This window comes from Streptomyces sp. 17_S59 (assembly GCF_056930295.1).
Genome location: NZ_JBXOWD010000001.1, coordinates 2399005 through 2423947 on the forward strand (window position 1 = coordinate 2399005; position 24943 = coordinate 2423947).

20 protein-coding genes are annotated in these 24943 nt (G+C 73.5%); 7 read left to right on the forward strand and 13 right to left on the reverse strand.

The genetic code is table 11. The annotated features are described in order from the left end of the window. Window positions 1–32: 32 nt before the first annotated feature. The 5 genes from AC1Z4A_RS10490 to AC1Z4A_RS10510 all read right to left on the reverse strand — a co-directional run bounded on the left by AC1Z4A_RS10490 (window position 33) and on the right by AC1Z4A_RS10510 (window position 5897). Entirely contained in the window at window positions 33–1877 is a 1845-nt protein-coding gene (locus AC1Z4A_RS10490) for a lasso peptide isopeptide bond-forming cyclase (RefSeq protein ID WP_483677633.1), read from the reverse strand. 219 nt (window positions 1878–2096) lie between these two features. Next, complete coding sequence (locus tag AC1Z4A_RS10495; RefSeq protein WP_483677634.1) at window positions 2097–2204, reverse strand: keywimysin-related RiPP; 108 nt, start codon at window positions 2202–2204, stop codon at window positions 2097–2099. 389 nt (window positions 2205–2593) lie between these two features. Further along, window positions 2594–4246, reverse strand: a complete 1653-nt coding sequence (locus AC1Z4A_RS10500; RefSeq protein ID WP_483677636.1) for a sigma-70 family RNA polymerase sigma factor — start codon at window positions 4244–4246, stop codon at window positions 2594–2596. Between the two features lie 110 nt (window positions 4247–4356). Beyond that, on the reverse strand, window positions 4357–5391 hold the full coding sequence (locus AC1Z4A_RS10505) for a PH domain-containing protein (RefSeq protein ID WP_483677637.1): 1035 nt from the start codon (window positions 5389–5391) through the stop codon (window positions 4357–4359). Beyond that, a complete protein-coding gene (locus AC1Z4A_RS10510; RefSeq protein ID WP_483677639.1) occupies window positions 5388–5897 on the reverse strand; it encodes a PH domain-containing protein in 510 nt (169 codons plus the stop codon). Before AC1Z4A_RS10510 ends, AC1Z4A_RS10505 begins: the two co-directional genes overlap by 4 nt. Before the next feature lie 127 nt (window positions 5898–6024). Here AC1Z4A_RS10510 and AC1Z4A_RS10515 point away from each other — a divergent pair, with 127 nt between their 5' ends. Beyond that, window positions 6025–6624 (forward strand): TetR/AcrR family transcriptional regulator, encoded by a 600-nt coding sequence (locus AC1Z4A_RS10515; protein ID WP_483677641.1) that lies wholly within the window; start codon window positions 6025–6027, stop codon window positions 6622–6624. Window positions 6625–6661: 37 nt separating this feature from the next. Here AC1Z4A_RS10515 and AC1Z4A_RS10520 read toward each other — a convergent pair whose 3' ends face one another. Then, window positions 6662–8758 (reverse strand): FUSC family protein, encoded by a 2097-nt coding sequence (locus AC1Z4A_RS10520; RefSeq protein ID WP_483677643.1) that lies wholly within the window; start codon window positions 8756–8758, stop codon window positions 6662–6664. 641 nt (window positions 8759–9399) lie between these two features. Here AC1Z4A_RS10520 and AC1Z4A_RS10525 point away from each other — a divergent pair. Next, window positions 9400–10242, forward strand: a complete 843-nt coding sequence (locus tag AC1Z4A_RS10525) for an SGNH/GDSL hydrolase family protein (protein WP_483677644.1) — start codon at window positions 9400–9402, stop codon at window positions 10240–10242. Window positions 10243–10281: 39 nt separating this feature from the next. On the opposite strand, the gene AC1Z4A_RS10530 is transcribed toward AC1Z4A_RS10525, so the two are convergent. From AC1Z4A_RS10530 to iolC, 5 genes are read right to left on the reverse strand one after another with little or no spacing between them, the layout of a single operon-like run. After that, window positions 10282–11775 (reverse strand): CoA-acylating methylmalonate-semialdehyde dehydrogenase, encoded by a 1494-nt coding sequence (locus AC1Z4A_RS10530; RefSeq protein WP_483677645.1) that lies wholly within the window; start codon window positions 11773–11775, stop codon window positions 10282–10284. Then, entirely contained in the window at window positions 11772–13700 is a 1929-nt protein-coding gene (iolD, locus tag AC1Z4A_RS10535; RefSeq protein ID WP_483677646.1) for a 3D-(3,5/4)-trihydroxycyclohexane-1,2-dione acylhydrolase (decyclizing), read from the reverse strand. Before iolD ends, AC1Z4A_RS10530 begins: the two co-directional genes overlap by 4 nt. Then, on the reverse strand, window positions 13697–14545 hold the full coding sequence (gene iolB, locus AC1Z4A_RS10540) for a 5-deoxy-glucuronate isomerase (protein ID WP_483677647.1): 849 nt from the start codon (window positions 14543–14545) through the stop codon (window positions 13697–13699). The genes iolD and iolB overlap by 4 nt, the downstream gene beginning before the upstream one ends. A 52-nt stretch (window positions 14546–14597) precedes the next feature. Beyond that, window positions 14598–15479: a Cgl0159 family (beta/alpha)8-fold protein gene (locus AC1Z4A_RS10545; protein ID WP_483677649.1), complete on the reverse strand. Its 882-nt coding sequence runs from the start codon at window positions 15477–15479 to the stop codon at window positions 14598–14600. Continuing rightward, window positions 15476–16438: a 5-dehydro-2-deoxygluconokinase gene (gene iolC / locus AC1Z4A_RS10550; RefSeq protein WP_483677652.1), complete on the reverse strand. Its 963-nt coding sequence runs from the start codon at window positions 16436–16438 to the stop codon at window positions 15476–15478. The genes AC1Z4A_RS10545 and iolC overlap by 4 nt, the downstream gene beginning before the upstream one ends. Window positions 16439–16681: 243 nt before the next feature. On the opposite strand from iolC, the gene AC1Z4A_RS10555 reads away from it, so the two are divergent. The 5 genes from AC1Z4A_RS10555 to AC1Z4A_RS10575 all read left to right on the forward strand — a co-directional run bounded on the left by AC1Z4A_RS10555 (window position 16682) and on the right by AC1Z4A_RS10575 (window position 20719). Beyond that, window positions 16682–17614, forward strand: a complete 933-nt coding sequence (locus AC1Z4A_RS10555; RefSeq protein WP_483677654.1) for a sugar phosphate isomerase/epimerase family protein — start codon at window positions 16682–16684, stop codon at window positions 17612–17614. 214 nt (window positions 17615–17828) lie between these two features. Continuing rightward, window positions 17829–18878, forward strand: coding sequence for a Gfo/Idh/MocA family protein (locus tag AC1Z4A_RS10560; RefSeq protein WP_483677656.1), 1050 nt, complete (start codon window positions 17829–17831; stop codon window positions 18876–18878). 68 nt (window positions 18879–18946) lie between these two features. Beyond that, on the forward strand, window positions 18947–19948 hold the full coding sequence (locus tag AC1Z4A_RS10565; protein ID WP_483683555.1) for a Gfo/Idh/MocA family protein: 1002 nt from the start codon (window positions 18947–18949) through the stop codon (window positions 19946–19948). 242 nt (window positions 19949–20190) lie between these two features. Continuing rightward, on the forward strand, window positions 20191–20391 hold the full coding sequence (locus AC1Z4A_RS10570) for a helix-turn-helix transcriptional regulator (RefSeq protein ID WP_483677657.1): 201 nt from the start codon (window positions 20191–20193) through the stop codon (window positions 20389–20391). A gap of 115 nt (window positions 20392–20506) precedes the next feature. After that, window positions 20507–20719, forward strand: coding sequence for a heavy-metal-associated domain-containing protein (locus tag AC1Z4A_RS10575; protein WP_483677659.1), 213 nt, complete (start codon window positions 20507–20509; stop codon window positions 20717–20719). Between the two features lie 485 nt (window positions 20720–21204). Here the strand turns inward: AC1Z4A_RS10575 and AC1Z4A_RS10580 are convergent, their stop codons facing one another. Both AC1Z4A_RS10580 and recD2 read right to left on the reverse strand, forming a co-directional pair. Then, window positions 21205–22494: a citrate synthase gene (locus tag AC1Z4A_RS10580; protein WP_483677661.1), complete on the reverse strand. Its 1290-nt coding sequence runs from the start codon at window positions 22492–22494 to the stop codon at window positions 21205–21207. Window positions 22495–22672: 178 nt separating this feature from the next. Then, entirely contained in the window at window positions 22673–24934 is a 2262-nt protein-coding gene (recD2, locus tag AC1Z4A_RS10585) for an SF1B family DNA helicase RecD2 (protein WP_483677664.1), read from the reverse strand. Between the last annotated feature and the right edge of the window lie 9 nt (window positions 24935–24943).

The window sequence follows — 24943 nt, forward strand, 5'->3', positions numbered from 1 at the left end:
CGTTCCGTTCGATGCGTTCCGTTCGGTGCGCTTCAGCGCGTACCGGTCTCGCGCGAGCGCAGCCACACCTCGCAGGCCACGGTGGTGTGCAGCAGGGCGCTCTCCTCCTCCACCGAGAGCGGGCGCAGGCACCAGTCCCGCAGCACGCGCACGTCGATCAGGCCCAGCCGGGCGAGGCGGGAGTCCTCGCACAGAGCCAGCAGCCGGGGCCGGTGCTCGCGCAGGCCCGCCTCCTCCTCCAGCGAGGCATTGGCCTTGGTGGCCCGGGTGCGGCTGGCGTCCGGCACGATGCCGTGCATGGCCTCGACGATCAGCGGCTTGTACCGCCAGGGCGTGATGCGCTCCTCCGGCCGTACCGCGAGGCCCGCCTCGATCACGCGGTCGTCGTAGAACGGCGCCGAGCAGGCGATGCCCAGCGCCCCGGACAGCTGGCCCATGTGCCGGACGAAGCGGGAGGTGTACTCCAGGGTGGCCAGCTCGCGGTGGCCGCCGTGGTCCCGGGCCAGCGGCTCCGCGTCCCGGGCGGCGGCGCGGATTTGCCGGCGTACGGTGGCCACCGCCTCGGGCGTGGCCCACGGGGGCATCCGCGGCGACTCGGTCCACTCCAGCAGCGGCGCGTTCACGGCCGACGGCGGTGCGGTGAGGTGCGCGGCGACCCGCTCCAGCCAGTGCGGGTAGGACCGGCGGTCGAGGAGCTGGCGCAGCACCTGCCGCCGCGGCCAGCTGTACTTGGCCCGGTAGCCGCGCAGTTGGCGCAGCGCGGCGCGCGGGTGCGTACGGGCGAGGCCGTGGAGGCGGGCGGAGGCCCCGCTCAGCACCTCGTCGCCGCCGATGCCGGTCAGGTGGAGGTCGGAGCCGCGCTCGGCGGCCAGGCGCACGACGCTCATGCGGCGGTCGTGGTCGACGGCCATGGGCGAGGGCGCGTCGAGGAGGTCGTCGAAGGCGTCGAGGCCGTCGAAGGTCAACGGCACGCGGTCGGCGGGGATTTCGTGGTGCTCCACCGTGCCCAGGGCCTCGATGGTCCGGCGCGCCCAGTGGGCGTCGTCGCCGAGCGGGTCGCGGGCGCAGGCGGTGTAGGCGACGACCTTCGCGTCGCCCTGCGCGGCCGTGCAGCAGACCGCGGTGGAGTCGAGGCCGCCGAGGTCGCACGTGATCAGGGAGCGGCCCCGGGTACGGACCCCCACGGCCGCGGTGAGCGCGTCCGCGAGCCGGACGGCGCCCTCGTGCAGCGGGACGTCCGGCTCGGGCGGCGTCCACCAGCGCCCCGTGCGGGCGGGGCCGTCGGGTCCGACGGTCAGGTGGCGGCCGCCCGCGGGCAGGGCCTCCACGCCGTGCCAGACGGGGCGGGAGGACAGCGGGTACAGCAGGCCCATGGCGAGCAGCTGGAGGGCGAGGCGGTCCTCGTCGAGGTCGGCGCCGAGCAGGTCCGCGAGCACGTCGGCCCGGTCGGCGGCCACGGTCGCGGAGCCGACGCGGGCGTGGAAGACGCGCCGTATGCCGACGGCGCCGCACTGGATGCGGAAGCGTCCGTCGGCGGCGCGTGCCAGCAGGTGGAAGCTGCCCGGCCAGGCGGAGCCGAACCGGCAGACCGCATCCGGGGTTCCGGCGACCCGCACGGCCTCGGCGGCCCGCGCCGCCTGGGTCGGGGTCACCACGTGCTCGCCCAGGACCGCCACCCGGACGTCCCCGGCCCCGCCCAGCGTGAGCGCGTCCTGCGCCCAGCGGCCCAGCAGCCACGGCCGGCCGGAGGGGTGCGGCACGGCCCGGTGCGCGTGGGGGCGGGCCCTGGCCGCCAGCTCCGCGACCGCTTCGGCGGCGGTGTCGGGCAGGGCGAGAAACCAGGTGGACAGGGCGGACAGGGACGAAGAGCGATCCATGACGCACCTCCGGTCGGCAGCCCGGCCGGCCGGGCTCGGCAAAGCCCGTAAAGGTCCGGGAAGACTCGGGAAGACTCGGCGACGCATTGCCAACGGACAGAAATCGGGGGGTGAATGGCGCATGGCCATCACCCCCCGATCCCGGGGGCTCCCCGCTCGTCACACGTCATACGTCAAAGGACTCGACCTGTGAAAAAAGCGGGCCCCTGCCGGACTGCCTCAGACGAGCTGGTGGGCGCCGAGGAAGTCCTTCGCGGTCTTGCCGGCCAGGCCCGTCACCTTGCGGAAGCTGCCGGCCTTGGCGATGGTGGGACGCTCGTACGTCATGGCGTTCTCCTTCTCTGCGATGGGGACGTTGAACCGCAGGTCACCTGCTACGGACACGGGAACCGGCAACCGGTCCACGCGAAGAAACCGTCGGATGTACCGAGCGGATGACGGTCCCTCCACAGCCCTCACGCATGCGCACACCACTACCCATACGGGGAGGGCCGGTTACCGGATCTTTCGATCCCCCTGGCCGCACGTCGAGAATAAATATGAAGAACACATCATCACAACGCTATGGCCTGAGCATCAGTTGCGCGGGCCGGGCGCTCCATTAAAAAGCGCGCCCGGGAATTCCCGGGCGCGCTCCACCATATGTCGTGACGTGAAAATCGGCGGTCAATCACCCATACAGTTCAACCATCAACAGGGGATTGAGCGGAAGGGAATCACTGCGCCCCGAACACCTGCGTCCAGCGCGGCCCGCCCGGGGCCGTGTTGATGCCGATGCCGATCTCCTTGAACGAGCAGTTGAGGATGTTCTTGCGGTGGCCGTCGCTGTGCATCCAGGAGTCCATGACCGCCGCCGCGTCCTGCTGCCCGTAGGCGATGTTCTCGCCGTACGTGCTCCACTGGTAACCGGCGGCCGTGATGCGGTCGCCCGGGCCCTTGCCGTCGGGGTTGGTGTGGTTGAAGAAGTTGCGGGCGGCCATGTCGTCGGAGTGGCCCTGGGCGGCGGCGTCCAGGAGGCTGTTGGAGGTGACCGGCGAGCAACCCGACTTCGCGCGCTCGGCGTTGACCAGGGCCACGACCTGCTGGGCCATCGTGCCGCCGCCGGGGTTGGCGGGCGGCTTGGGCTGGGTCTTGCGCTGCGCGGTGGGGGCGGGGGCCGCGGTGCGCTCGGGGGAGTCGGTCGTCGCCTCGGGCTCCGGGGACTTGGTCGAGGGCTTGGCGCTGGGGGTCGCGCTGGGCGAGGGGCTCGCCGAGGCGGATGCGCTGGGCGAGGCCGACTGCGACGGGGTGGCCAGCGGGGCGGGCTCCTGGGCGGCGAGCTGCCGCAGGTTGCCCGGGTCGCCGGCGGCCTGGGTCTTGGTGGGGGTGCCGGAGTCGTCCTGGAGGAGGAAGCCGCCGCCGAGCGCACCCCCCGCGAGCACGGCCAGCACGCTCGCACCGATCACCGCCCGCCTGGCCGTACGGGACTTGGTGCCGCCCGCGCGGCGGCGGCCGCCGCCCGCCCGGTGCCCGCCGGCCCGGTGCCCGTGCGCCGCCGGGGCCTGCGTGGCGTACGCGACCGGTGCGGTGGCCGGTGCGGCCGAGCCGCTGCCCCACCATGCGAGCAGCGCGGCGCCGACCGGCACCAGGCCCAGGCCGACCAGCAGCCCCTCGGCCGGGACGAGCGCCGACAGGGCGCCCGTGCAGCGGCCGCAGCCCCGGACGTGCCGGGCGACGCGCTTGCGCCACAGCGCGGAGGGGACGCCGTCCCAGTGCGCGACCACCTCGGCCAGCCCCGGGCAGCGGGGCTGCGCGGCCAGGGCCTGGACCACGCCCCGGGCGATGTCCAGCTGGGCCTTGGTCCGCTGTATTCGTACGGCCGTGTGCTGCGGGGTCAGCTCCAGCGCGGCGGCGACCTCGGCGCGGGTCAGCTCGCCCGCGGCCTCCAGCCACCACAGGGACAGGACCTCCTGCTCCCCCTCGTCCAGCCAGCGCGTGGCCTCGGCGGCCTCCTTGCGCTGGCCCTCCAGCCCCAGCCGGACGATCGTCAGGTCGACGAAGTCGGCCTTCGGGTCGGCGACCTCGCCGACCACTTCCTGCAGGCCACTGACGGGAGACTCGGGGCGCTCCTCCCGGCAGTGGCTGCGTATCTGGTTCATGGTGATCGCCACGAGCCACGAGCGGAAGCTCGCCGGGTCGCGCAGGCCGTCGAGGCCGTTGATCACGCGGAGCATGGTCTCCTGGACGACGTCGTCGACGTCCGCGTGCCCGTTCAGGGCCCGGCCGACGATGTTGTAGACCAGCGGCAGGTGGGTGGCGACGAGTTCGTCCTGTGCCGCCGTGTTCCCGGCCCGCGCCGCCTCGATCACGGCCACGCTCACACCATTCACGCCCGCACCTCTCTCCGCACCCGCCACATTGGCGTTCGATCCGACACCAAGGAGACCGGGCGCCGATCGGCAGATAACAAAAAGTTGGGTGCGAATGTACGACAGGTGGCTCAGGCGGATGTCTGGATCAAGAACTCACGAACGATCCCCGGAGCCGCATATTCCGCAAACTGGACGGCCTCCTCCGCCGACATGTCCCGTATGCGGTATCCGCCCTCCCCGGCGGCGACGTCCGCAGTGAGAGTGACCACACCTGCCCGGTGCGCAAAGGGCGTATCGGTAAATGTCCATCCCTGTACGGAACTCCGGTCGAGCGCCACGGTCTCCCGCCAGAACGTCCCGGACCGCATCAGCAGATGACGCCCGCGCAGCCCGTGCCCCAGCGCCCGGTACGCGTCCCGGGCGAGCCCGTACGCCACGGGTGCCGCGACGAGCACCCAGCCCAGCGCGCAGTACAGCAGCACCGGCAGCGACAGCAGCCACCCCAGCACCGCGAGCACCACGGCCGCGGGCAGCACCCCCCACCCCAGGGCGGCCACCACCCGCCGCCGCAGCGCGACCCGGGGGTGCGGGCGCAGTCCCCCCGGCTGCAGCGCCCGCACTCCCGGGGCCTCCCCCAGCACCGCCGTGCACACGCGCACCGCCTCCGCCCGCCGCGCGGGCGGCAGCACGATGCTGCGCTTGCGGTTCCGGTCCCGGTCCCCCAGGCCGCCCGCGACCGCCCGTACGGAGGCGCCGCCCCCCGCGCGCAGGAGCAGCGGCTCCCGCAGCGCCACTCCGCACAGGCGGTCGGGCTCGATGGCGACGGTCTGCCCGCCCAGCAGGCCGCGCCGGACGACGAGGCCGCCCCCGGCGGTGCGCTCCAGCCGGTAGCCCCACCAGCTCCCGGCGTAGTGCGCCAGCGCGCCCGCGACCCCCAGCGCGGTGGCGGCGAGCAGGGCCGACGGGATCGAGACCCACAGCGGGCCGTTCCCGCCGAGCCCGGCCCACAAGTGCCGGACGGGGCCGGTGCGCCAGGGCTTCGTACCCGTCGCGCTGACGATGCGCCAGGCCGTGCCGGCCACCGTCAGGACGCCGCCCCACACCCAGAAGGTGAGCGGTGCGTACCGCAGCCGGCGCGGGTCGGCCTCGGCCAGGACGGTCATGCGGCTTCCCCATCCCCCAGTCGCTCGGCCAGTTGCTCGGCCAGGCGGCGGGCCTGGTCTGCGGACACGCCCGTGATCCGCAGACCGGGCGTCTCCGGTCCCGTCGCGACGGTCACCGTCGCCAGCCCGTACCGCCGTTGCAGCGGTCCGCGGCGGGTGGCGACGGCCGTGACGCGGGCGAGCGGCACGATGCGGCGCTGCCGCCGGAGCCAGCCGCCGGAGGCGTAGACCGCCGCGCTCCCCACCTCCCAGCCGTGCACCCGGCACCGCCGCGCGGGCATCGCCAGGAGATAGCCGAGCGCCGGGGCCACCAGGGCGACCGCCGTCAGCGGGGCCAGCCACGGCAGGGCGCCGGAAAAGAAGAGGAAGGACGTCACGAGCAGCGCGGCGGCGGTCAGCAGCAGCGGCCCGGTCACCGTGACCAGCGCCTGGGCCGTCCACCAGCGCCGGGCGCGCGGGTCGACGCGATGGGCGGGCGCCCGCAGCACCGCCGTCACTCCCACCACTTCCCCTCCCCCATCTCGCTTCGCAAGTCATTCGTATTGCGAAACCCGACGGGCGCTAAGCTATAGCAATACGTTTGACCTGTAAACACCGGTCCGGTCCCGACGGCCCGGGGAAAGGCGCCATCCCGTGCCCAAGCGCGTCGACCACGAGGAACGCCGCCGCACCATCGCCGAGGCGCTGTGGCGGATCGCCTGCACCCGGGGCCTGGATGGCGTGAGCCTGCGCGAGGTCGCGGCCGAGGCGGACATCTCGCTCGGGCGGCTTCAGCACTACTTCCGCACCAAGGACGACATGCTCGTCTTCGCCCTCGACCACATCGGCGAACTCGCCGGCCGCCGCATCCAGGCGCGCATCGAGGCCCTGCCCGGCACCCCCGGCCCCCGCGCGGTGGTGCGCGAGATCATCTCCGAGCTGCTGCCGCTGGACGACAAGAGCCGCACCGGACAGCTGGTCCAGCTCGCCTATGCCATCCGGGCGGTGCACGACGAACGCCTGCGCCGCCGCGCCCAGGAGGGCATTCCGGTGCTCCGGGGGATCCTCGCCGACCAGATCCGGCAGGCCGTCGAGCGCGGCGAGGCCGCTCCCGGCCGCGACCCCGAGACGGAGGCCGGGCTGCTGCTGGCCATGACCGACGGGCTCGCCGGGCACGTCCTCCTCGAGGTGATCTCCCCCGCCGACTCGCTGCGGCTGCTGGACGCGCAGCTGGACCGGCTGTTCACGCCCTAGGCCCTGACAGCCCGGAAGAAGCAGCGCTACGGGGAGGTCACGGCCGCCGCGCAGCGCGGTTCCGGCCGCCCCGGCCCGGTGACAGCGCGTCCGCCAGCTCGTCCAGCGCGTCCATCAGCAGCTCCGTGCCCCGCACCGGCACGCCCTCGTCCCCCGCCCGCTCCCGCCAGGCCGCCAGCGCCCGGTGCGGCCCGGACCAGTCCGGCCGCCGCCGCTCGCGCACGGCCGCCACGGCGTCCGGCAGCGCGGCCCGCAGGGCGGCCGCGAACTCCCCGGCGCCCTCGTCGGGTTCGGCGTCCCGGCCCGGGAGGTGGGCCTCCATCAGCATGGTGACCCGCCCCGTGGTCGCGAGCGCCGACTCCGCCGCCCGCTCCGAGGTGCGCGAGATGCCCCGGTGCCGCACCGGCTCCTTCTGGGCGCGCGCGGCCGTGTCCTCCCACGCCACCCTCGCCGCCCGCGAGTCCAGCAGCGCCTCGCGCACCCGGCGCGGCCTGCGCTCGGCCGGGCGGGCGTACACGTCGAGGACGGCGAGGGCGTAGGCGCCGGTGGTGCTCAGCCAGTCGGCGAGGCGGTCGCGCAGCCGGGGCGTCTCCCAGGCCGGGAAGACCGCGTACGCGGCCATCGCCAGCAGCCCGCCGAGCAGGGTCAGCGCCAGCCGGTCCTGGACGGTCTGCGACCAGCCCTCGCCCGCGATGCCGAGCAGGAAGACGACGTACGCGGCGATGCACGCCGACGCCACGATGTAACCGGTGCGCATCAGCAGGTACATCAGCCCGATGCAGACCACCGCCAGCGCGGCCGAGGCCCGGATGCCGGGATGGAGGAGCGCGGTGAGCCCGCCGCCGATCCCGACGCCGATCAGCGTGCCGGTGAAGCGTGCGATGCCGCGCTGGTAGGTCTGGGCGAAGTCGGGCCGCATCACCATCACCGAGGTCATCGGCGCCCAGTAGCCGTGGCCGAGCGGCAGGACGGTGCCCAGGGCGTAGCCCGCGCAGCACACGATCGAGACACGGACGGCGTGCCGGGCGACGGGCGAGGACCAGCGCGCCTCCCGGCGCACCGCCCGCAGGCTCTCCGGCACGAGCCGGGGCACGGTGGGGCGCAGCAGGTGGCGGCGCTCCTGCTCGGTGGTGGGCCGGGTGGCGCGCACCGGCGCGTCGCTGGCCTCCACGGCGTCGGCGAGCAGGGCGATCAGCCGGAGCGCGGCGCGGCGGGCGGGGCCGGTGAGCCGGGGCCCGGTCTCGGGGACCTCCAGGGCGGCCATGGTCTCGGGGGACAGCCGCACGGGCTCGCCCCGGCGGATCGCGCGGGCGACGGCGTCGAGCACGGAGGCGGCGGCACCCAGCAGCTCACGGGCGTGGTCGCGCTCGGGCCCCTCGGCGGGGGCGCCGACCACGGGGTCGGCGAGGGAGGCCAGCACGGGGCGCAGGCGCTCGGCGACGCCGCGGGGGCCGCCGAGCTGGCGGGGCCGGTTGCGGGCCTGGCGGGGCGTCAGTTCGGCGGCGCTGCGGGCCTCCATCAGCGGCACGGGGTCGAAGCGGGCGACCGGGTCGTGGCGCAGGCGGCGCGCGTAGTCGGCCTCGGCGGCCAGCGCGTCGGCGAGCGCATCGCGCTGGCGGCCCCAGGGCCGGATGGGGACGAACACGATGAGCAGCGCCTGCACGACGCCGCCGAAGACGATGAGCGCGGCGTGCTGGGCGGCGCCGGCGACGGAGGTGGGGAGGGTGACGGTGACGAGCATGACCGCGATGGTCTGGGTGGCGACCAGCCCCGAGACGGGCCCGACCGCCCAGGCCATGCCCGCCTGAAGGGTCCAGACGGCCAGCAGCGTGATGAAGAGGACGTGGTGGGAGGCGGCGAGATAGCCGAGGAAGGTGCTGAAGCCGAGCCCGACCGCCACGGCGAGGGCGAGGGTGGGGCGGGGGCGCCAGGTCCGCTGGAAGGTGGCGAGGCCGGAGGCGAAGGCGCCGAAGGCGGAGGAGACGGCGAGGGTGGGCGTGCCGAGGGTGAGGATGACGCCGATGACGATGGCTACGGCGCAGGCGGCGCGGGCGGCGAGGAGGGGTTCGAGTCTGGTGCGTTCTACGGTCAGGCCGGCGCGGGCGGTCTTTTTCAGCGCGCTCGCCCAGGTCATGGGGTGAGCGTACGGGGTGGACGGGGTGGGGTGGAGTCTGACGTTCCGGTTGTGTGGGGCGGGGGGCGGTTTTCTTTCCCCACCCCGCCCCTTCCCGGCTGTATCGATTTGCGGCTCCGCCGCGTGGGGGGCTTCGCCCCGGACCCCGGGTGGGGAACGGGGGCTGCGCCCCCTGCCCCCCGGGCCCCTCGCGCTGCGCGCGGGGGCAAGGTTCGGGGCTGCAGGCCCAGACCCCGGGACCGCGCTGCGCGCGGGCGGTAACCGGGGGCTTCGCCCCCAGAGCCCCTCGCGCTGCGCGCGGGGGCGACGTTCGGGGCTTCGCCCCCCAGGCCCCCGTTCCGGGGCAAGTCCCGGGCCCCCGGGGCAAGGAGCGGGGGCTACGCCCCCTGCCTCCGTCCCGGGGGCAATTTCAGCCCCTCCGGCGTTTGAGGAGCGGGGATCCGGGGGCGGAGCCCCCGGGTTCTGGCCCCGCGCGCAGCGCGAGGGCCCGGGGGGCAGGGGGCGCAGCCCCCGTTCCCCACCCGGGGTCCGGGGCGGAGCCCCGGTTTCGGGGAGGGGCGGGGTGGGGGAAGAATCACCCCGTGCTCCCCCACCGAGCGCGCCGTGCGTGACCGTCACGCACCCGCACCCCTGGAGGAGTCATGCCCAAGACGCGCCTCGCCGCCCTGGCCGCCACCGTGGCGCTCGCCCTCGCCGTGCCCGCCGGCACCGCCGTCGCCTCGCCGAAGCCCACACCCCGACCCACCCCGCCCATACCCACCCGCATGGTCGCCCTCGGCGACTCCCTCAGCCGGGGCGTCAACTCCTGCTCCGCAGGCCTTCGCTGCGGCTGGAAGTCCTGGTCCACCGGGTCCGACCCGGCCGTGAACAGCCACTGGTCCAGGATCCACGCCCTCAACCCCGACGTCATGGCCTACAACGACGCCAAGCCCGGGGCCAGGGTGGGCAACCTGGACGCCCAGGTGCGCACCGCCCTCGCCCATGGCGGCATCGACTACGTGACGATCATGATCGGCACCCACGACGCCTGCGCCGGCACCGAGTCCTGGATGACCTCTGCCGCCGACTTCGAGGCCCGCTTCCGCTCGGCCCTGCGCACCCTGCGCGCGGGCGCCCCCGAGGCCTCCGTGTTCGTCGCCAGCATCCCGGACGTCAAGCAGCTGTGGGAGCTGGGCAAGGACAACCCGAACGCGCGCCGGTCCTGGAGCGTCTCGACCACCTGTCCCACCATGTTCGCCAACCCCGAGTCCCGGGCGCCGCAGGACGAGACGCGCCGGGAGCGGGTGCGCGAGCGGATCATGGACTACAACGCGGCCCTCGCCCGGGTGTGCGCCGAGGACTCCGGCTGCCGCTACGACGACGACGCGGTCTTCGACCACCGCTTCACCACCGCCGACGTGAGCGACATCGACTACTTCCACCCCAGCGCCGCAGGGCAGAAGACGCTGGCCGACGTGACCTATGAGGCCGGGTTCGACTGGTAGCGGCCAGGGAGGCGGGGCCGCACCGGGCCCCGCCCTCCGTCAGCGGTGGCTCGGGAAGCCCAGGTCCACTCCGCCGTCCTCCGGGTCCGGCCAGCGCGTTGTGATCACCTTGCCGCGCGTGTAGAAGCGCACGCCGTCGTTGCCGTACACGTGGTGGTCGCCGAAGAGCGAGTGCTTCCAGCCACCGAAGGAGTGGTAGCCGACCGGCACCGGGATGGGCACGTTGACGCCCACCATCCCGGCCTCCACCTCCAGTTGGAAGCGGCGCGCGGCACCGCCGTCGCGGGTGAAGACGGCGGTCCCGTTGCCCCACGGCGAGGCGTTGATGAGGGCCACCCCCTCCTCGTACGTCTCCGCGCGCAGCACGCACAGCACCGGGCCGAAGATCTCGTCGCGGTAGGCGTCCGCGGTGGTGGGCACCTTGTCGAGCAGGGACAGGCCGATCCAGTGGCCGTTCTCGTAGCCGTCCACCGTGAAGCCGGTGCCGTCCAGCACGACCTCCGCGCCCTGGGCCGCGGCCCCGTGCACGTACGAGGCGACCTTGTCGCGGTGGGCCCGGGTGATCAGCGGGCCCATCTCCGAGGCCGGGTCGTCGCCCGGGCCGATCTTGATCTTCTCGGCGCGCTCGCGGATCCGCGCCACCAGCTCGTCCCCGATGCCGCCCACCGCGACGACCGCCGAGATCGCCATGCAGCGCTCCCCCGCCGAGCCGTACGCGGCGGAGACGGCGGCGTCGGCGGCGGCGTCGAGGTCGGCGTCGGGCAGGACCAGCATGTGGTTCTTGGCGCCGCCGAGCGCCTGGACGCGCTTGCCGTTGGCGGTGGCCGTGGTGTGGATGTGGCGGGCGATCGGGGTGGAGCCGACGAAGGAGACCGCGGCGACGTCCGGGTGCTCCAGCAGCCGGTCGACGGCCTCCTTGTCGCCGTTGACGACGTTGAGCACACCCTCCGGCAGGCCCGCCTCCGCGGCCAGCTCGGCGAGCAGGATCGCGGGCGAGGGGTCCTTCTCGCTCGGCTTGAGCACGAAGGTGTTGCCGCAGGCGACGGCCAGCGGGAACATCCACATCGGCACCATGGCCGGGAAGTTGAAGGGTGTGATGCCCGCGACGACGCCCAGCGGCTGGCGGATCGACGCGACGTCCACGCGGCTCGACACCTCGGTCGACAGCTCGCCCTTGAGCTGGGTGGTGATCCCGCACGCCAGCTCGACGATCTCCAGGCCGCGGGCGACCTCGCCGAGCGCGTCGGCGTGGACCTTGCCGTGCTCGGCGGTGATCAGCCTGGCCAGCTCCTCGCGGTGGGCGTCCAGCAGGGCGCGGTAGCGGAACAGCACGGCGGTGCGCGCGGCCAGCGAGGAGCGGCTCCACGTCGCGTACGCGCCGCGGGCGGCCGCGACGGCGGCGTCGACCTCCTCGGCGGAGGCGAAGGCGACCCGGGTGGTGACGGCACCGGTGGCCGGGTCGGTGACCTCGCCGTACCGCCCGGAGGTGCCCTCGACGGTCTTGCCGTCGATCCAGTGGTTGACGGTCTTCATGCGTCGCGCCTCTCTGGTTCGATGCTACGTCCGACCCCCGGGACACCCCCCAGGTGGCGGCGGCGGGCGGTGGCGTTGCGCTCGTACTCCTCCCGGGCCGTGACGGCCGCCGGACGGGTCGCGGCCTCGGCGACAGGCACATCCCACCACGCCTGCGCGGGGGGCGCCCCGGACACAGTGTCGGCTGTTTCGGTCTCCACATAGACACATGTGGGCCGGTCGGAGGCGCGCGCCTCGGCCAGCGCGTCCCGCAGTTCGAGGACCGTACGGGCGCGCAGCACCGTCATCCCCAGCGAGGCCGCGTTGGCCGCCAGGTCGACGGGCAGCGGCTCGCCGGTGTACGTGCCGTCGGGCGCCCGGAAGCGGTACGCGGTGCCGAAGCGCTCGGCGCCGACGGACTCCGAGAGGCCGCCGATGGAGGCGTAGCCGTGGTTCTGCACCAGCACCACCTTGATGGCGATCCCCTCCTGCACGGCGGTGACCAGCTCGGTCGGCATCATCAGATACGTACCGTCGCCGACGAGCGCCCACACCGGGCGGTCGGGGGCGGCCAGGCGCACGCCGATGGCGGCCGGGATCTCGTAGCCCATGCAGGAGTAGCCGTACTCCAGGTGGTACTGGCGGCGGGAGCGGGCCCGCCAGAGCTTGTGCAGGTCGCCGGGGAGCGAACCGGCCGCGTTGATCACCACGTCCTCGTCGCCGACGACGGCGTCCAGCGCGCCGATGACCTGCGCCTGGGTGGGCCGCCGCCCGTCGCCGTCGTCCCGCCAGGAGTAGGCGTAGTCGACCGCCGCCTCCCACTCGGCCTTCCCGGCGGTGTACGCGCGCACGTACTCCTCGGCCACCCGGTGCCCGCGCAGCCCCTCGGTGAGCGCCGCGAGGCCCGTGCGGGCGTCGGCCACCAGGGGCAGCCCGGCCATCTTGTGCGCGTCGTACGCGGCGATGTTGAGGTTGACGAAGCGGACGTCCGGCGCGGCGAAGAGGGTCGAGGAGGCGGTGGTGAAGTCGCTGTAGCGGGTGCCGACGCCGATGACGAGGTCGGCGCTGCGGGCGAGGGCGTCCGCGACGGCGGTGCCGGTGTGGCCGATGCCGCCCACGTCGGCGGGGTGATCGTGGCGCAGCGAGCCCTTGCCCGCCTGGGTGGAGGCCACGGGGATGCCGGTGGCGTCGGCGAGTTCGCGCAGCGCGTCCTCGGCCTCGCTGTGGTGGACGCCGCCGCCCGCGATCAGCAGCGGGCGCCGGGCGGCCCGTACCGCCCGTACTGCGGCGGCGAGTTCGGCGGGGTCGGGGGCCGGGCGGCGGACGTGCCAGATGCGGTCGGCGAAGAACTCCTCGGGCCAGTCGTACGCCTCGGCCTGGACGTCCTGCGGCAGGGCGAGGGTGACGGCCCCCGTCTCGACGGGGTCGGCCAGCACGCGTACGGCCTGCAGGGCGGCGGGGATCAGCGCCTCGGGCCGGACGATCCGGTCGAAGTACCGGGAGACCGGGCGGAGGCAGTCGTTGACGGAGACGTCGCCCGCGCCGGGGTGTTCGAGCTGCTGGAGGACGGGGTCGGCGGGGCGGGTGGCGAAGGTGTCGCCGGGGAGGAGCAGGACCGGGAGCCGGTTGACCGTGGCGAGGGCGGCGCCCGTGACGAGGTTGGTGGCGCCGGGGCCGATGGAGGTGGTGACGGCGTGCGCGGAGAGCCGGTCGCACTGGCGGGCGTAGCCGACGGCGGCGTGCACCATGGCCTGCTCGTTGCGGCCCTGGAGGTAGGGCAGGGCGTCCCCGGTCTCCAGCAGGGCCTGGCCGACGCCCGCCACGTTGCCGTGCCCGAAGATGCCCCAGCAGGCGGCGATCAGCCGCTGCCGGCGGCCGTCCCGCTCGGTGTACTGGTGGGCGAGGAACTCCACCAGTGCCTGGGCGACGGTGAGACGGCGGGTCATCGGTCCCCTCCCGGTCGGTAGAACGGCAGCCTGGCGTCGACGGGCTGATCGGGCCAGGTGGTGCGGATCCAGGCGTGGTCGGGGTGGTCGCGGATGAGCCACTCCCGCTCGGCGCCGGGGCCCGCCATGACGTTGAGGTAGTACATGTCGTGGCCGGGCGCGGCGATGGAGGGGCCGTGCCAGCCGTCGGGGATCAGCACGGTGTCGCCGGTGCGGACTTCGGCGAGGACGTCGGTGCCGTGCTCGCGCGAGGGGGACACGCGCTGGTAGCCGAGGCCGGGGGTGCCGCCCGGTCCTTCGGCGATCTCGAAGTAGTAGATCTCTTCGAGCTGTGACTCCCGGCCCGGGTGGTGCTCGTCGTGCTTGTGGGGCGGGTAGGACGACCAATTGCCGCCCGGGGTGAGGACTTCGACGGCGATGAGCTTGTCACATGCGAAGGTGTCGGCGGCGGCGAAGTTGTTGACCTGACGCGAGCAGGTGCCGGTGCCGCGCAGCTCGACGGGTACGGTCTCGGCGGGGCCGTAACGGGCGGGGAGGCGGCGGGTGCAGCGGGCTCCGGCGAGGGCGAAGCGGCCGCCGCCGGGGGAGGTGAGGGTGGCGTGCGCGTCGCGCGGGACGTAGGCGAAGTCGGTGACGCCCGTGAAGACGCTCTCCCGGCCGTGGAGTTCAAAGGTCCGGCCTTCTGTGCGGACGGTACAGCCGCCGCTGAGCGGCAGGACGATCCATTCGCTGTCGCCGGCGGTGAGGGTGTGGGTGCCGGCGGGGGGCAGGGTGAGGACGCGCAGGGAGGAGTGGGACCAGCGGGCGGACTCGGGGGTGATGTCGAGGTCGAGGGTGCAGGTCATGGGGTTCCTTGCCTGGTGACGTGAGTTCGGCACCGCAGGGCGCATCGGCCCGTCACAGCAGACCCACCGCCGTGTCCACGGCCGCCGCCACGTCCCCGTCCGGGGGATAGAGCAGCGTCCTCCCCACCACCAGCCCCTGCACCGTCGGCAGGCTCAGCGCCACCCGCCACCGCTCGTACATCGCGTCCTGGTCGGCCCCGACGTCGCCCCCGAGCAGCACCACGGGCAGGGTGGTGGTCCCCAGTACCTGTGCCATGTCCCGGACGTCGTCCGTGACCGGCACCTTCAGCCAGGTGTACGCCGAGGTCGCGCCCAGCCCGGAGGCGATGGCGAGGGAGGTGGTGACGGCCTCCGCGGAGAGGTCGTTGCGGACCGTGCCCGCCATGACCCGCCGGGACAGGAAGGGCTCCACGAAGACCGGCAGCCGGTGGGCGGCCATCTCGTCGACCGCCCGCGCGGCGGCCTCCATCGTGGTGAGGGAGCCGGGGTCGTCGTAGTCGATGCGCAGCAGCAGCTTCCCGGCGTCGAAGCCCCGCCGGACCAGGTCCTCCGCGCGTGGCCCGGTGAAGCGGTCGTCCATCTCGAACGAGGCGCCGAAGAGGCCGCCGCGGTTCATGGAGCCCATGACGACCTTGTTCTCCAGGGCGCCGAGGAGCAGCAGGTCGTCGAGGATGTCGGCGGTGGCGAGCACCCCGTCGACGCCGGGGCGGGAGAGGGCGATGCAGAGCCGCTCCAGCAGCTCGGCCCGGTTGGCCATGGCCAGCGGGCGGCCGCCGGCGTCCAGTGCGCCGCGCGCGGTGTGGTCGGCGGCGACGATCATCAGCCGGCCGCTGTCGCCGAGGAGGGGGCGGCGGGTGCGCCGGGCGGCGGCCTCGGCGACGGCCTCGGGGTGCCTGGTCCGCACCGTCACCAGGTCGGGGATACGGATGGTCACGCGGAGCCCTTCAGCAGTTCGGCGACCTCGTCGCGGGTCGGCATGGCGGAGGAGCAGGCGAGCCGGGAGGCGACGACGGCCCCGGCGGCGTTGGCGAAGCGCACGGCGCGCTCCAGGTCCCAGCCCGCGAGCAGACCGTGGCAGAGCGCGCCGCCGAACGCGTCGCCCGCGCCGAGCCCGTTGACGACCTCCACCCGCACGGGCGGCACGGCGGCGGTGGTGCCGTCGCGGTGGACGGCGAGGACGCCCTCGGGGCCCTGCTTGACGACGGCCAGCTCGACCCCGGCGGCCAGCAGGGCCCGTGCGGCGGCGTGCGGTTCGCGCTCGCCCGTGGCGACCTCGCACTCGTCGGCGTTGCCCACGGCCACGGTGGCGTGGGCGAGGGCGGCGGCGTAGTGCGGGCGGGCGCTCTCCGGGCCGCCGGACCAGAACACGGGCCGCCAGTCGAGGTCGAAGACGGTGATCCCGCTCCGGTCCCGGGCCCCGAGCGCGGCGAGCGTCGCCGTGCGGCTGGGCTCCTCGCTCAGGCCGGTGCCGGTCATCCAGAAGATCCGGGCGGCGCGGACGGCGTCCAGGTCGAGTTCGCCGGGGTGGATCTCCAGGTCGGGCGCCTTGGGGCGGCGGTAGAAGTAGAGCGGGAAGTCGTCCGGCGGGTGGATCTCGCAGAAGGTGAGGGGCGTGGGGTAGGCGGCCACGGGCGTCACCCAGCGGTCGTCCACGCCGAAGTCGCGCAGCGCGTCGTGGAGATAGCCGCCGAAGGGGTCGTCGCCGGTACGACTGATCAGCGCGGTGCGGCGGCCGAGGCGGGCGGCGGCGACCGCCACGTTGGCGGCGGAGCCGCCGAGGAACTTCCCGAACGTCTCGACGCGGGCCAGCGGCACCCCGGTCTGGAGCGGATAGAGGTCCACTCCGAGCCTGCCCATGGTGATGAGGTCGTACGGGCCGGTGGCCCCGGTCATGGCAGTTGCTCCCCTCCGGTCCGGTCGTGGACGTGGACCGATGGGGCAAGGTCTAGCCGGGGGCCCGGCGCCATGTCAAGGATTTGTCCTTACATACGGACGTCCCACGCCGCCCGTGGTCAGCCATGACGTTACGTCCATATGTCCTGACGAAACCTTGACACCTTTCCGGCCAGCCGTGAAGCTACCGGCAACCCCAGCCCTTGCCCGGTCGACACCGACCGGCGAGAGGAGAGCCGCCGCATGGACGCCGCCGCCCGTTCCTCCCCCCAGCAGCCGCCCGTCCTGGACCGCATCCGCGTGGGCTCCGCGCCGGACTCGTGGGGCGTCTGGTTCGCCGACGACCCGGCCCAGGTCCCCTGGCGACGCTTCCTCGACGAGGTCGCCGAGGCGGGCTACGAGTGGATCGAACTGGGCCCGTACGGCTATCTCCCGACCGATCCCGGACTGCTGCGCGCGGAGACGGACCGGCGCGGGCTCAAGGTCTCGGCCGGCACGGTCTTCACCGCCCTGCACCGGGGGCCCGCGGTCTGGGAGGAGACCTGGGAGCAGGTCGCCCGGGTCGCCGGGCTGGCCCGGGCGGTGGGCGCGCGCCATCTCGTCGTCATCCCCGCCTTCTGGCGCGACGACCGGACCGCCGAGCCCCTGGAGGCGCCCGAACTCACCGCCGAGCAGTGGCGGCACCTCGCCTCCGGCATGGAGCGCCTGGCCCGCGAGGTGCGCGACGCCTACGGGCTCGCCCTCGCCGTCCATCCGCACGCCGACACCCACATCGACACCGAGGCGCACGTCGAGCGCTTCCTGGACGCGACCGATCCCGGGCTGGTCGGTCTCTGCCTGGACACCGGGCACTACGCCTACTGCGGCGGGGACAGCGTCAAGCTCATCGAGACCTACGGCGAGCGGATCGGCTACCTCCACCTCAAGCAGGTGGACCCGGCGGTGCTGGCGGGCGTGATCGAGCGGGGCACGCCGTTCGGGCCGGCGGTCCGGCAGGGCGTGATGTGCGAGCCCCCGCGGGGGGTGCCGGCGCTGGAGCCGGTGCTTGCGGCGGCGCAGGGGCTGGGGGTCGACCTCTTCGCCATCGTCGAGCAGGACATGTACCCGTGCCCCCCGGACCGCCCCCTCCCCATCGCCCGCCGCACGCGAGCGTTTCTGCGCTCCTGCGGCGCGTAGTGGGTGGGCGGTGGTTTTTCCCCGATCCCGCCCCTTCCCGGCTGTGTCGATTTGCGGCTCCGCCGCGTAGGGGGCTCCGCCCGGACCCCGAATCCAGCCCCTCCGGCGTTTGAGGAGCGGGGGTCCGGGGGCGGAGCCCCCGGTTACGGGAAGGGGCGGGGTGGGGAAAGATCACCAACCCCCAGCACCCCTCCGCAACCCCCAAGGAACAGCCATGCCCCCCGCACAATCCCTCGGCGTAGCCGTGATCGGCACCGGCCGCATGGGCTCCGACCACGCCCGCCGCATCGACGAAGTCATCAGCGGAGCCCACGTCGCCGCCGTCGTCGACATCGACCGGGACCGCGCCGCCGCCACCGCCGCCCGCATCGACGGCTGCACGGCCTGGACCGACCCCTCCGCCGCCCTCGCGGCCGACGGCGTCGACGCCGTGCTCATCGCCTCCCCCGGCCCCGCCCACGAGGCCACGCTGCTCCAAGCGCTCGCCCGCGACCTGCCCGTCCTGTGCGAGAAGCCGCTCACCCCGGACTCCGAGTCCGCCCTGCGCGTGCTCGAGGCGGAGGAGCGGCTGGGCCGGCGCCGGGTCCAGGTCGGGTTCATGCGCCGGTACGACGCGGAGTACCGGCAGCTGAAGTCCCTGCTGGACGCGGGCTCGCTCGGGCGGCCCCTGATGCTGCACTGCACCCACCGCAACGCCTCGACGCCCTCCGGCTACACCACCCCGATGATGATCAACGACTCGGTGGTGCACGAGATCGACGCCACCCGCTGGCTGCTCGGCCAGGAGATCGCGGCCGTGACCGTGCTCCGGCCCGCGCCCTCGGCCGCCGCCCCCGAGGGTCTGGGCGACCCCCAGCTCGTGCTCTTCGAGACCTCCGGCGGCGCGGTCGTCGACGTCGAGATCTTCGTCAACTGCGGCTTCGGCTACCAGGTCCGCTGCGAGGCGGTCGGCGAGCGCGGCACCGCGCGGATCGGCGATGCCCACGGGCTGATCGTCGACGCGGACGGCCGGTGGGGCGGCCCGATCGCACAGGACTTCGTGGAGCGCTTCCGGGAGGCCTACGACCGGGAGGTGCAGGCGTGGGTGGACGCCGCCCGGCGCGGCACGACCGTGGGGCCGAGCGTCTGGGACGGCTATGCGGCCGCGGCCGTCTGCGAGGCGGGGGTGACGGCCCAGGCCACGGGCGAGCGCGTGGCCGTCGCGCTCGTCGACCGGCCCGCCCTCTACGGCGGTGACGGCCACGGCCGGGTGGCCGCCCGATGAACAGCCGACCGATGAACAGCCGACCGATGAGCAGCCGGCCTATGAGCAGCCGACCGATGGGCGACGGCCTGCGGGTCGCCCTGCTCGGCGCGGGCCGCATCGGCGCCTTCCACGCCGCCGCCCTGACCCGCATGGCGGGCGTCGGCGAGCTGGTGGTCGCGGACGCCGACACCGGCCGGGCGGCGGCGCTCGCCCGCGCCGTCGGCGCCCGGGCGGCCGGTTCGGTGGGCGAGGTCTTCACGTCGGCGGGCGTGGACGCCGTGGTCATCGCCACCGCGACCGCCGCCCACTCGACCCTGATCACCCGCGCGGCCCGCGCGGGCCTGCCCGCCTTCTGCGAGAAGCCGATCGCGATGGACCTGGCGGGCACCGTCCGGGCCCTGCGGGAGGTGGAGGCGGCGGGCACGCTGCTCCAGATCGGGTTCCAGCGGCGCTTCGACGCCGGGTTCCTGGCGGCGCGGGAGGCCCTGCGGTCCGGGGCGCTGGGCCGGGTGCACACGATCCGCTGCATCACCTCGGACCCCGCTCCCCCGCCGGCCGACTTCCTGCCGCTGTCGGGCGGGCTGATCCGGGACTGCATGGTCCACGACTTCGACACCGTGCGGTGGCTGACGGGACGAGAGGTGGTGGAGGTGTATGCGCGGGGGACGAACGGCGGCGCTCCGTTCTTCCGCGAGGCGGGCGACGTGGACACCGCCGCCGCCCTGCTCACCCTGGACGACGGGACGCTCGTGACGGCGACCGCCACCCGCTACAACGGCGCCGGGTACGACGTGCGGACGGAGCTGTCCGGGGAGCGCGACCAGTGGGTCGTGGGGCTGTCCGGGCGGACGCCGGCGACCTCGGCCGAGCCGGACGGCCCCGGCGTCCCCGCGCGGCCCTGGAGCGGCTTCCTGGAGCGGTTCGAGGACGCCTACCGGGCCGAGCTGGCGGCCTTCGTGCGGGCGGTGCGGGGCGAGAGCGGCAATCCGTGCCCGGGGGCGGAGGGGCTGCGGGCCCTGCACATCGCCGAGGCGTGCGAGGTCTCGCGGCGGGAGAACCGGCCGGTGCGGCTGGCCCACGTGGGCTGAGCACCCCGGGCCGGGGCGCTGTTGTCGGAGTGCTGTGTTGTCGGGGTGCTGTTACCGAGTCATCCTTCCGTCACGAGCGTCACGGCGACGCAAGCCTTCCGTCACAGGGCCCCGACAGCGCCTGACGCCTGGTCACTCTCCGTCGTTCCGCGGGCACAGGCTGGCTGCTCGAGAACGGCGGCGCCGCGGCTTCCTCGACGGATCCCCCTCCGTGGCCGCGGCGCAGCGGAGAGGCGCGAGAGATGACCGACCGTCGGCTCTGGTCCTACCGGGAGATCGCGGCGCACATCGGCGTGCAGGCCGACACCGTGCGCTCGTACCGCAAGCACGGGATGCTGCCCGCCCCCGATCTCACCGAGGGCGGCAAACCGTACTGGTTCGCGGACACCATCCGGACCTGGGTGGCCCAGCGCCCGGGCAACGGGCGGCGCACGAGAGGCTGAGACCAAGTACGGCGCTACCCCCTGGGAATACCCCCAGGGGGTAAGCTGTTGGCCCGGTCGAGCGCCGGACGGCGGCGCACCCGCACACCACACGAGTCCACCGAGGAGTACGCCCATGAGCACCACCGTCTACAAGGTGACCGGCATGACCTGCGGCCACTGCGAGTCCGCGGTCACCGCCGAGCTGTCCACCCTGGCCGGCGTGACCTCGGTGCAGGCCGTCGCCGCCACCGGGCTGGTCACCGTGGAGGCGAGCGCCCCGCTGGACGAGGAGGCCGTCCGCGCCGCCGTGGACGAAGCCGGTTACGAACTGGCCGGACGCGCCTGAATCCGGACACCCGCCGATACCTTCACACAATCGCTACAAGTACCCCTTGCCCCGTACGTCCGTTTATGGCAGGAGACCTAGATCACAGCGATTGGGAGGTAACCATCACGGGGGGTCGCGGGTCTAACCGGGCAGTGCTGGAGTCGTCTTGGGGGACGGTACCGGCCACGCGTGGCCGGGGCACGTACCCGGGGAGCTTTGAGCGGCCCTCCCGTACGTACGCGTCCCGGCAGATCGCGTCCGTCGGCGCCCGGCCGGATCCCGTGGGGGGAATCCGGACCGGGAGGGAAAGCGCCTCGCTCCGACCCGTGGGGGGATCGGAAGCCGGGGCGCTTTCCATTTGGTGTCTACACCTATAACGGTGGGCAGCGAAGACCGGCACATGCAAAGGCGCCCCGCACCTGCTCGGTGCGGGGCGCCTTCATGCGCCTTCACGCGCGCCGGTGCCGCTCGCGCGGCTCCGGCTCACGTGTGGTCCGGCCGGGTCAGCGCTGCTCCACCGGGACGAAGTCGCGCTCGACGACGCCCGTGTAGATCTGGCGCGGGCGGCCGATGCGGGAGCCCGGCTCCTTGATCATCTCGTGCCACTGGGCGATCCAGCCGGGGAGCCGGCCGAGCGCGAAGAGCACGGTGAACATCTCGCTCGGGAAGCCCATGGCCCGGTAGATCAGACCGGTGTAGAAGTCCACGTTCGGGTAGAGGTTGCGCGAGACGAAGTAGTCGTCGCTGAGCGCGTGCTCCTCGAGCTTGAGGGCGATGTCCAGCAGCTCGTCGGACTTGCCGAGGGCGGAGAGGACGTCGTGCGCCGCGGCCTTGATGATCTTCGCGCGGGGGTCGAAGCTCTTGTAGACCCGGTGCCCGAAGCCCATCAGGCGGACGCCGTCCTCCTTGTTCTTCACCTTGCGGATGAAGGTGTCGACGTCACCGCCGGAGGCGGCGATGGACTCCAGCATCTCCAGCACGGCCTGGTTGGCGCCACCGTGCAGGGGGCCCCAGAGGGCGTTGATGCCCGCCGAGATCGAGGCGAACAGGTTGGCCTGCGAGGAGCCCACCAGGCGCACGGTCGAGGTCGAGCAGTTCTGCTCGTGGTCGGCGTGCAGGATCAGCAGCTTGTCCAGGGCGCTGACGACGACCGGGTCCAGCTCGAACTCGGCGGCGGGCACCGAGAAGGTCATGCGCAGGAAGTTCTCGACGTAGCCGAGGTCGTTGCGCGGGTAGACGATCGGGTGGCCGATCGACTTCTTGTACGCGTACGCCGCGATCGTCGGCAGCTTGGCGAGCAGCCGGATCGTGGAGAGGTGGCGCTGCTTCTCGTCGAACGGGTTGTGGCTGTCCTGGTAGAAGGTCGACAGCGCGCTGACCACGGAGGACAGCATGGCCATCGGGTGGGCGTCGCGCGGGAAGCCGTCGAAGAACCGCTTGACGTCCTCGTGCAGCAGCGTGTGCTGCGTGATCTCGCCACGGAAGGTGGCCAGCTCGTCGACGGTCGGCAGCTCGCCGTTGATCAGCAGGAAGGCGGTCTCGAGGAACGAGCTGCGCTCGGCGAGCTGCTCGATCGGGTACCCGCGGTAGCGCAGGATGCCCTGCTCACCGTCGAGGTAGGTGATGGCGGATTTATAGGCGGCGGTGTTGCCATAGCCGGAGTCCAGGGTCACCAGACCGGTCTGGGCACGCAGCTTGCCGATGTCGAAGCCCTTGTCGCCAACGGTGCTGTCGATCAACGGGTAGCTGTACTCGCCGTCCCCGTACCGCACTACTACAGAGTTGTCGCTCACGTCATCCCTCACCGACGTTGTGCCTCTTCTTCGAGGTGCCCTGACTACCCCTACCTTCCCCCATTTGGACGATGTACGTGCACTCGGGGTCGGCCATAGGGCCTACAAACGGCACTCAGTGCCGCTCAACCTCGCCATCCTGCCCCCTTCGCCCTGATTGGTAAACCATTCGGTCGCGTCAGAGACGAACACCACCTTTGACACCTCCTTGCACGCCCCCCGCGCCACCCCCCGCGCCCGCGCGCAGCCGGTGGTCGAGCGCCGTGCAGCGCCGCCCCGCCGAGACCGTGCGCACCGCCTGCCCCAGCGCCCGCCGTGAGCCGACCAGCACCACCAGCTTCTTCGCCCTGGTCACCGCCGTGTAGAGCAGATTGCGCTGCAACATCATCCAGGCCCCGGTGGTGACCGGGATCACCACTGCCGGGTATTCGCTGCCCTGCGAGCGGTGAATGGTCACCGCATAGGCGTGGGCCAGCTCGTCCAGCTCGTCGAAGTCGTAGCCGACCTCTTCGTCCTCGTCGGTACGGACGGTCAGCCGCTGCTCGACGGAGTCGAGCGCGGTCACCACTCCCACCGTGCCATTGAAGACGCCGTTCTGCCCCTTTTCATAGTTGTTGCGAATTTGAGTGACTTTGTCGCCGACGCGGAAGACGCGCCCGCCGAAGCGGCGCTCGGGCAGGTCGGGGCGGGCGGGCGTGATCGCCTGCTGGAGCAGGCCGTTGAGGGTCCCGGCGCCCGCCGGGCCGCGGTGCATGGGGGCCAGCACCTGGACGTCGCGCCGCGGGTCCAGCCCGAACTTCGCGGGGATGCGCCGGGCCGCCACGTCCACGGTGAGCCGCCCGGCCTCCTCGGTGTCCTCCTCCACGAAGAGGAAGAAGTCCGCCAGCCCCTGGGTGATGGGCTGCACACCGGAGTTGATGCGGTGTGCATTCGTCACCACGCCGGACTGCTGTGCCTGCCGGAAGATCCGGGTGAGCCGGACCGCGGGGACGGGGCTGCCCGGGGCCAGCAGGTCGCGCAGCACCTCGCCCGCGCCGACCGAGGGCAGCTGGTCCACGTCCCCCACGAGCAGCAGATGGGCGCCCGGAGCCACGGCCTTGACCAGCTTGTTGGCCAGCAGCAGGTCCAGCATCGACGCCTCGTCGACCACGACCAGGTCGGCATCCAGCGGCCGGTCCGCGTCGTAGGCGGCGTCACCCCCCGGCTTCAGCTCCAGCAGCCGGTGGACGGTGGAGGCGTCGGCCCCGGTCAGCTCGGAGAGCCGCTTGGCGGCGCGCCCGGTGGGCGCGGCGAGCACCACCTTCGCCTTCCTGGCGCGGGCCAGCTCGACCACGGACCGCACGGTGAAGGACTTGCCGCAGCCCGGCCCGCCGGTGAGCACCGCGACCCTGCTGGTGAGCGCGAGCCGGACCGCCTCCCGCTGCTCCGCCGCCAGCTCCGCGCCCGTCCGCCCGGCGAGCCAGGCCAGAGCCCTGTCCCAGTCGACGTCCTGAAAGGCCGCCAGCCGGTCCTCCCCGGCGCGCAGCAGCCGGGTCAGCCGGCCGGCCAGGGACAGCTCGGCGCGGTGGAAGGGCACGAGGTAGACGGCCGTGACGGGCTCCCCGCCGTCCGGCCCGGGGACGGTCTCGCGGACCACGCCCTCCTCGTCGGCGGCCAGTTCGGCGAGGCAGTCGATGACGAGCCCGGTGTCCACCTGGAGCAGCTTCACCGCGTCCGCGATCAGCTGCTCCTCCGGCAGGAAGCAGTGGCCCTGGTCGGTGGACTGGGACAGGGCGTACTGGAGCCCGGCCTTGACACGCTCGGGGCTGTCGTGCGGGATTCCCACGGACTGGGCGATGCGGTCGGCGGTGAGGAAGCCGATGCCCCAGACGTCGGCGGCGAGCCGGTAGGGCTGGTTGCGGGTGACGGAGATCGAGGCGTCGCCGTACTTCTTGTAGATGCGCACGGCGATGGAGGTGGAGACGCCGACGCCCTGGAGGAAGAGCATCACCTCCTTGATGGCCTTCTGCTCCTCCCAGGCGGCCCCGATCGCCTTGGTGCGCTTGGGGCCCAGCCCGGGAACCTCGATCAGGCGGCCGGGCTCCTTCTCGATGACGTCGAGGGTGTCGGTGCCGAAGTGGGTGACGATGCGGTCGGCGATGCGCGGGCCGACGCCCTTGATGAGGCCGGAGCCCAGATAGCGGCGGATGCCCTGGATCGTCGCGGGCAGCACGGTGGTGTAGTTCTCCACGGTGAACTGGCGTCCGTACTGCGGGTGGGAGCCCCAGCGGCCCTCCATCCGCAGCGACTCGCCCGGCTGCGCGCCGAGCAGCGAGCCGACCACCGTGAGGAGATCGCCCCCGCCGCGCCCGGTGTCGACGCGGGCGACCGTATAGCCGCTCTCCTCGTTGGCGTAGGTGATCCGCTCCAGGACTCCCTCGACCACAGCCAGTTGCACCATGCCCCGACG

Excerpts from the sequence above, each read along its gene's own strand:
- recD2 (WP_483677664.1), bottom strand. The coding sequence starts at position 24,934 with ATGGTGCAACTGGCTGTGGTCGAGGGAGTCCTGGAGCGGATCACCTAC.
- AC1Z4A_RS10525 (WP_483677644.1), top strand. The coding sequence starts at position 9,400 with ATGCCCAAGACGCGCCTCGCCGCCCTGGCCGCCACCGTGGCGCTCGCC.
- AC1Z4A_RS10505 (WP_483677637.1), bottom strand. The coding sequence starts at position 5,391 with ATGACCGTCCTGGCCGAGGCCGACCCGCGCCGGCTGCGGTACGCACCG.
- AC1Z4A_RS10530 (WP_483677645.1), bottom strand. The coding sequence starts at position 11,775 with ATGAAGACCGTCAACCACTGGATCGACGGCAAGACCGTCGAGGGCACC.
- iolB (WP_483677647.1), bottom strand. The coding sequence starts at position 14,545 with ATGACCTGCACCCTCGACCTCGACATCACCCCCGAGTCCGCCCGCTGG.
- AC1Z4A_RS10560 (WP_483677656.1), top strand. The coding sequence starts at position 17,829 with ATGCCCCCCGCACAATCCCTCGGCGTAGCCGTGATCGGCACCGGCCGC.
- AC1Z4A_RS10495 (WP_483677634.1), bottom strand. The coding sequence starts at position 2,204 with ATGACGTACGAGCGTCCCACCATCGCCAAGGCCGGCAGCTTCCGCAAG.
- AC1Z4A_RS10555 (WP_483677654.1), top strand. The coding sequence starts at position 16,682 with ATGGACGCCGCCGCCCGTTCCTCCCCCCAGCAGCCGCCCGTCCTGGAC.
- AC1Z4A_RS10570 (WP_483677657.1), top strand. The coding sequence starts at position 20,191 with ATGACCGACCGTCGGCTCTGGTCCTACCGGGAGATCGCGGCGCACATC.
- AC1Z4A_RS10575 (WP_483677659.1), top strand. The coding sequence starts at position 20,507 with ATGAGCACCACCGTCTACAAGGTGACCGGCATGACCTGCGGCCACTGC.
- iolC (WP_483677652.1), bottom strand. The coding sequence starts at position 16,438 with ATGACCGGGGCCACCGGCCCGTACGACCTCATCACCATGGGCAGGCTC.
- AC1Z4A_RS10520 (WP_483677643.1), bottom strand. The coding sequence starts at position 8,758 with ATGACCTGGGCGAGCGCGCTGAAAAAGACCGCCCGCGCCGGCCTGACC.
- AC1Z4A_RS10490 (WP_483677633.1), bottom strand. The coding sequence starts at position 1,877 with ATGGATCGCTCTTCGTCCCTGTCCGCCCTGTCCACCTGGTTTCTCGCC.
- iolD (WP_483677646.1), bottom strand. The coding sequence starts at position 13,700 with ATGACCCGCCGTCTCACCGTCGCCCAGGCACTGGTGGAGTTCCTCGCC.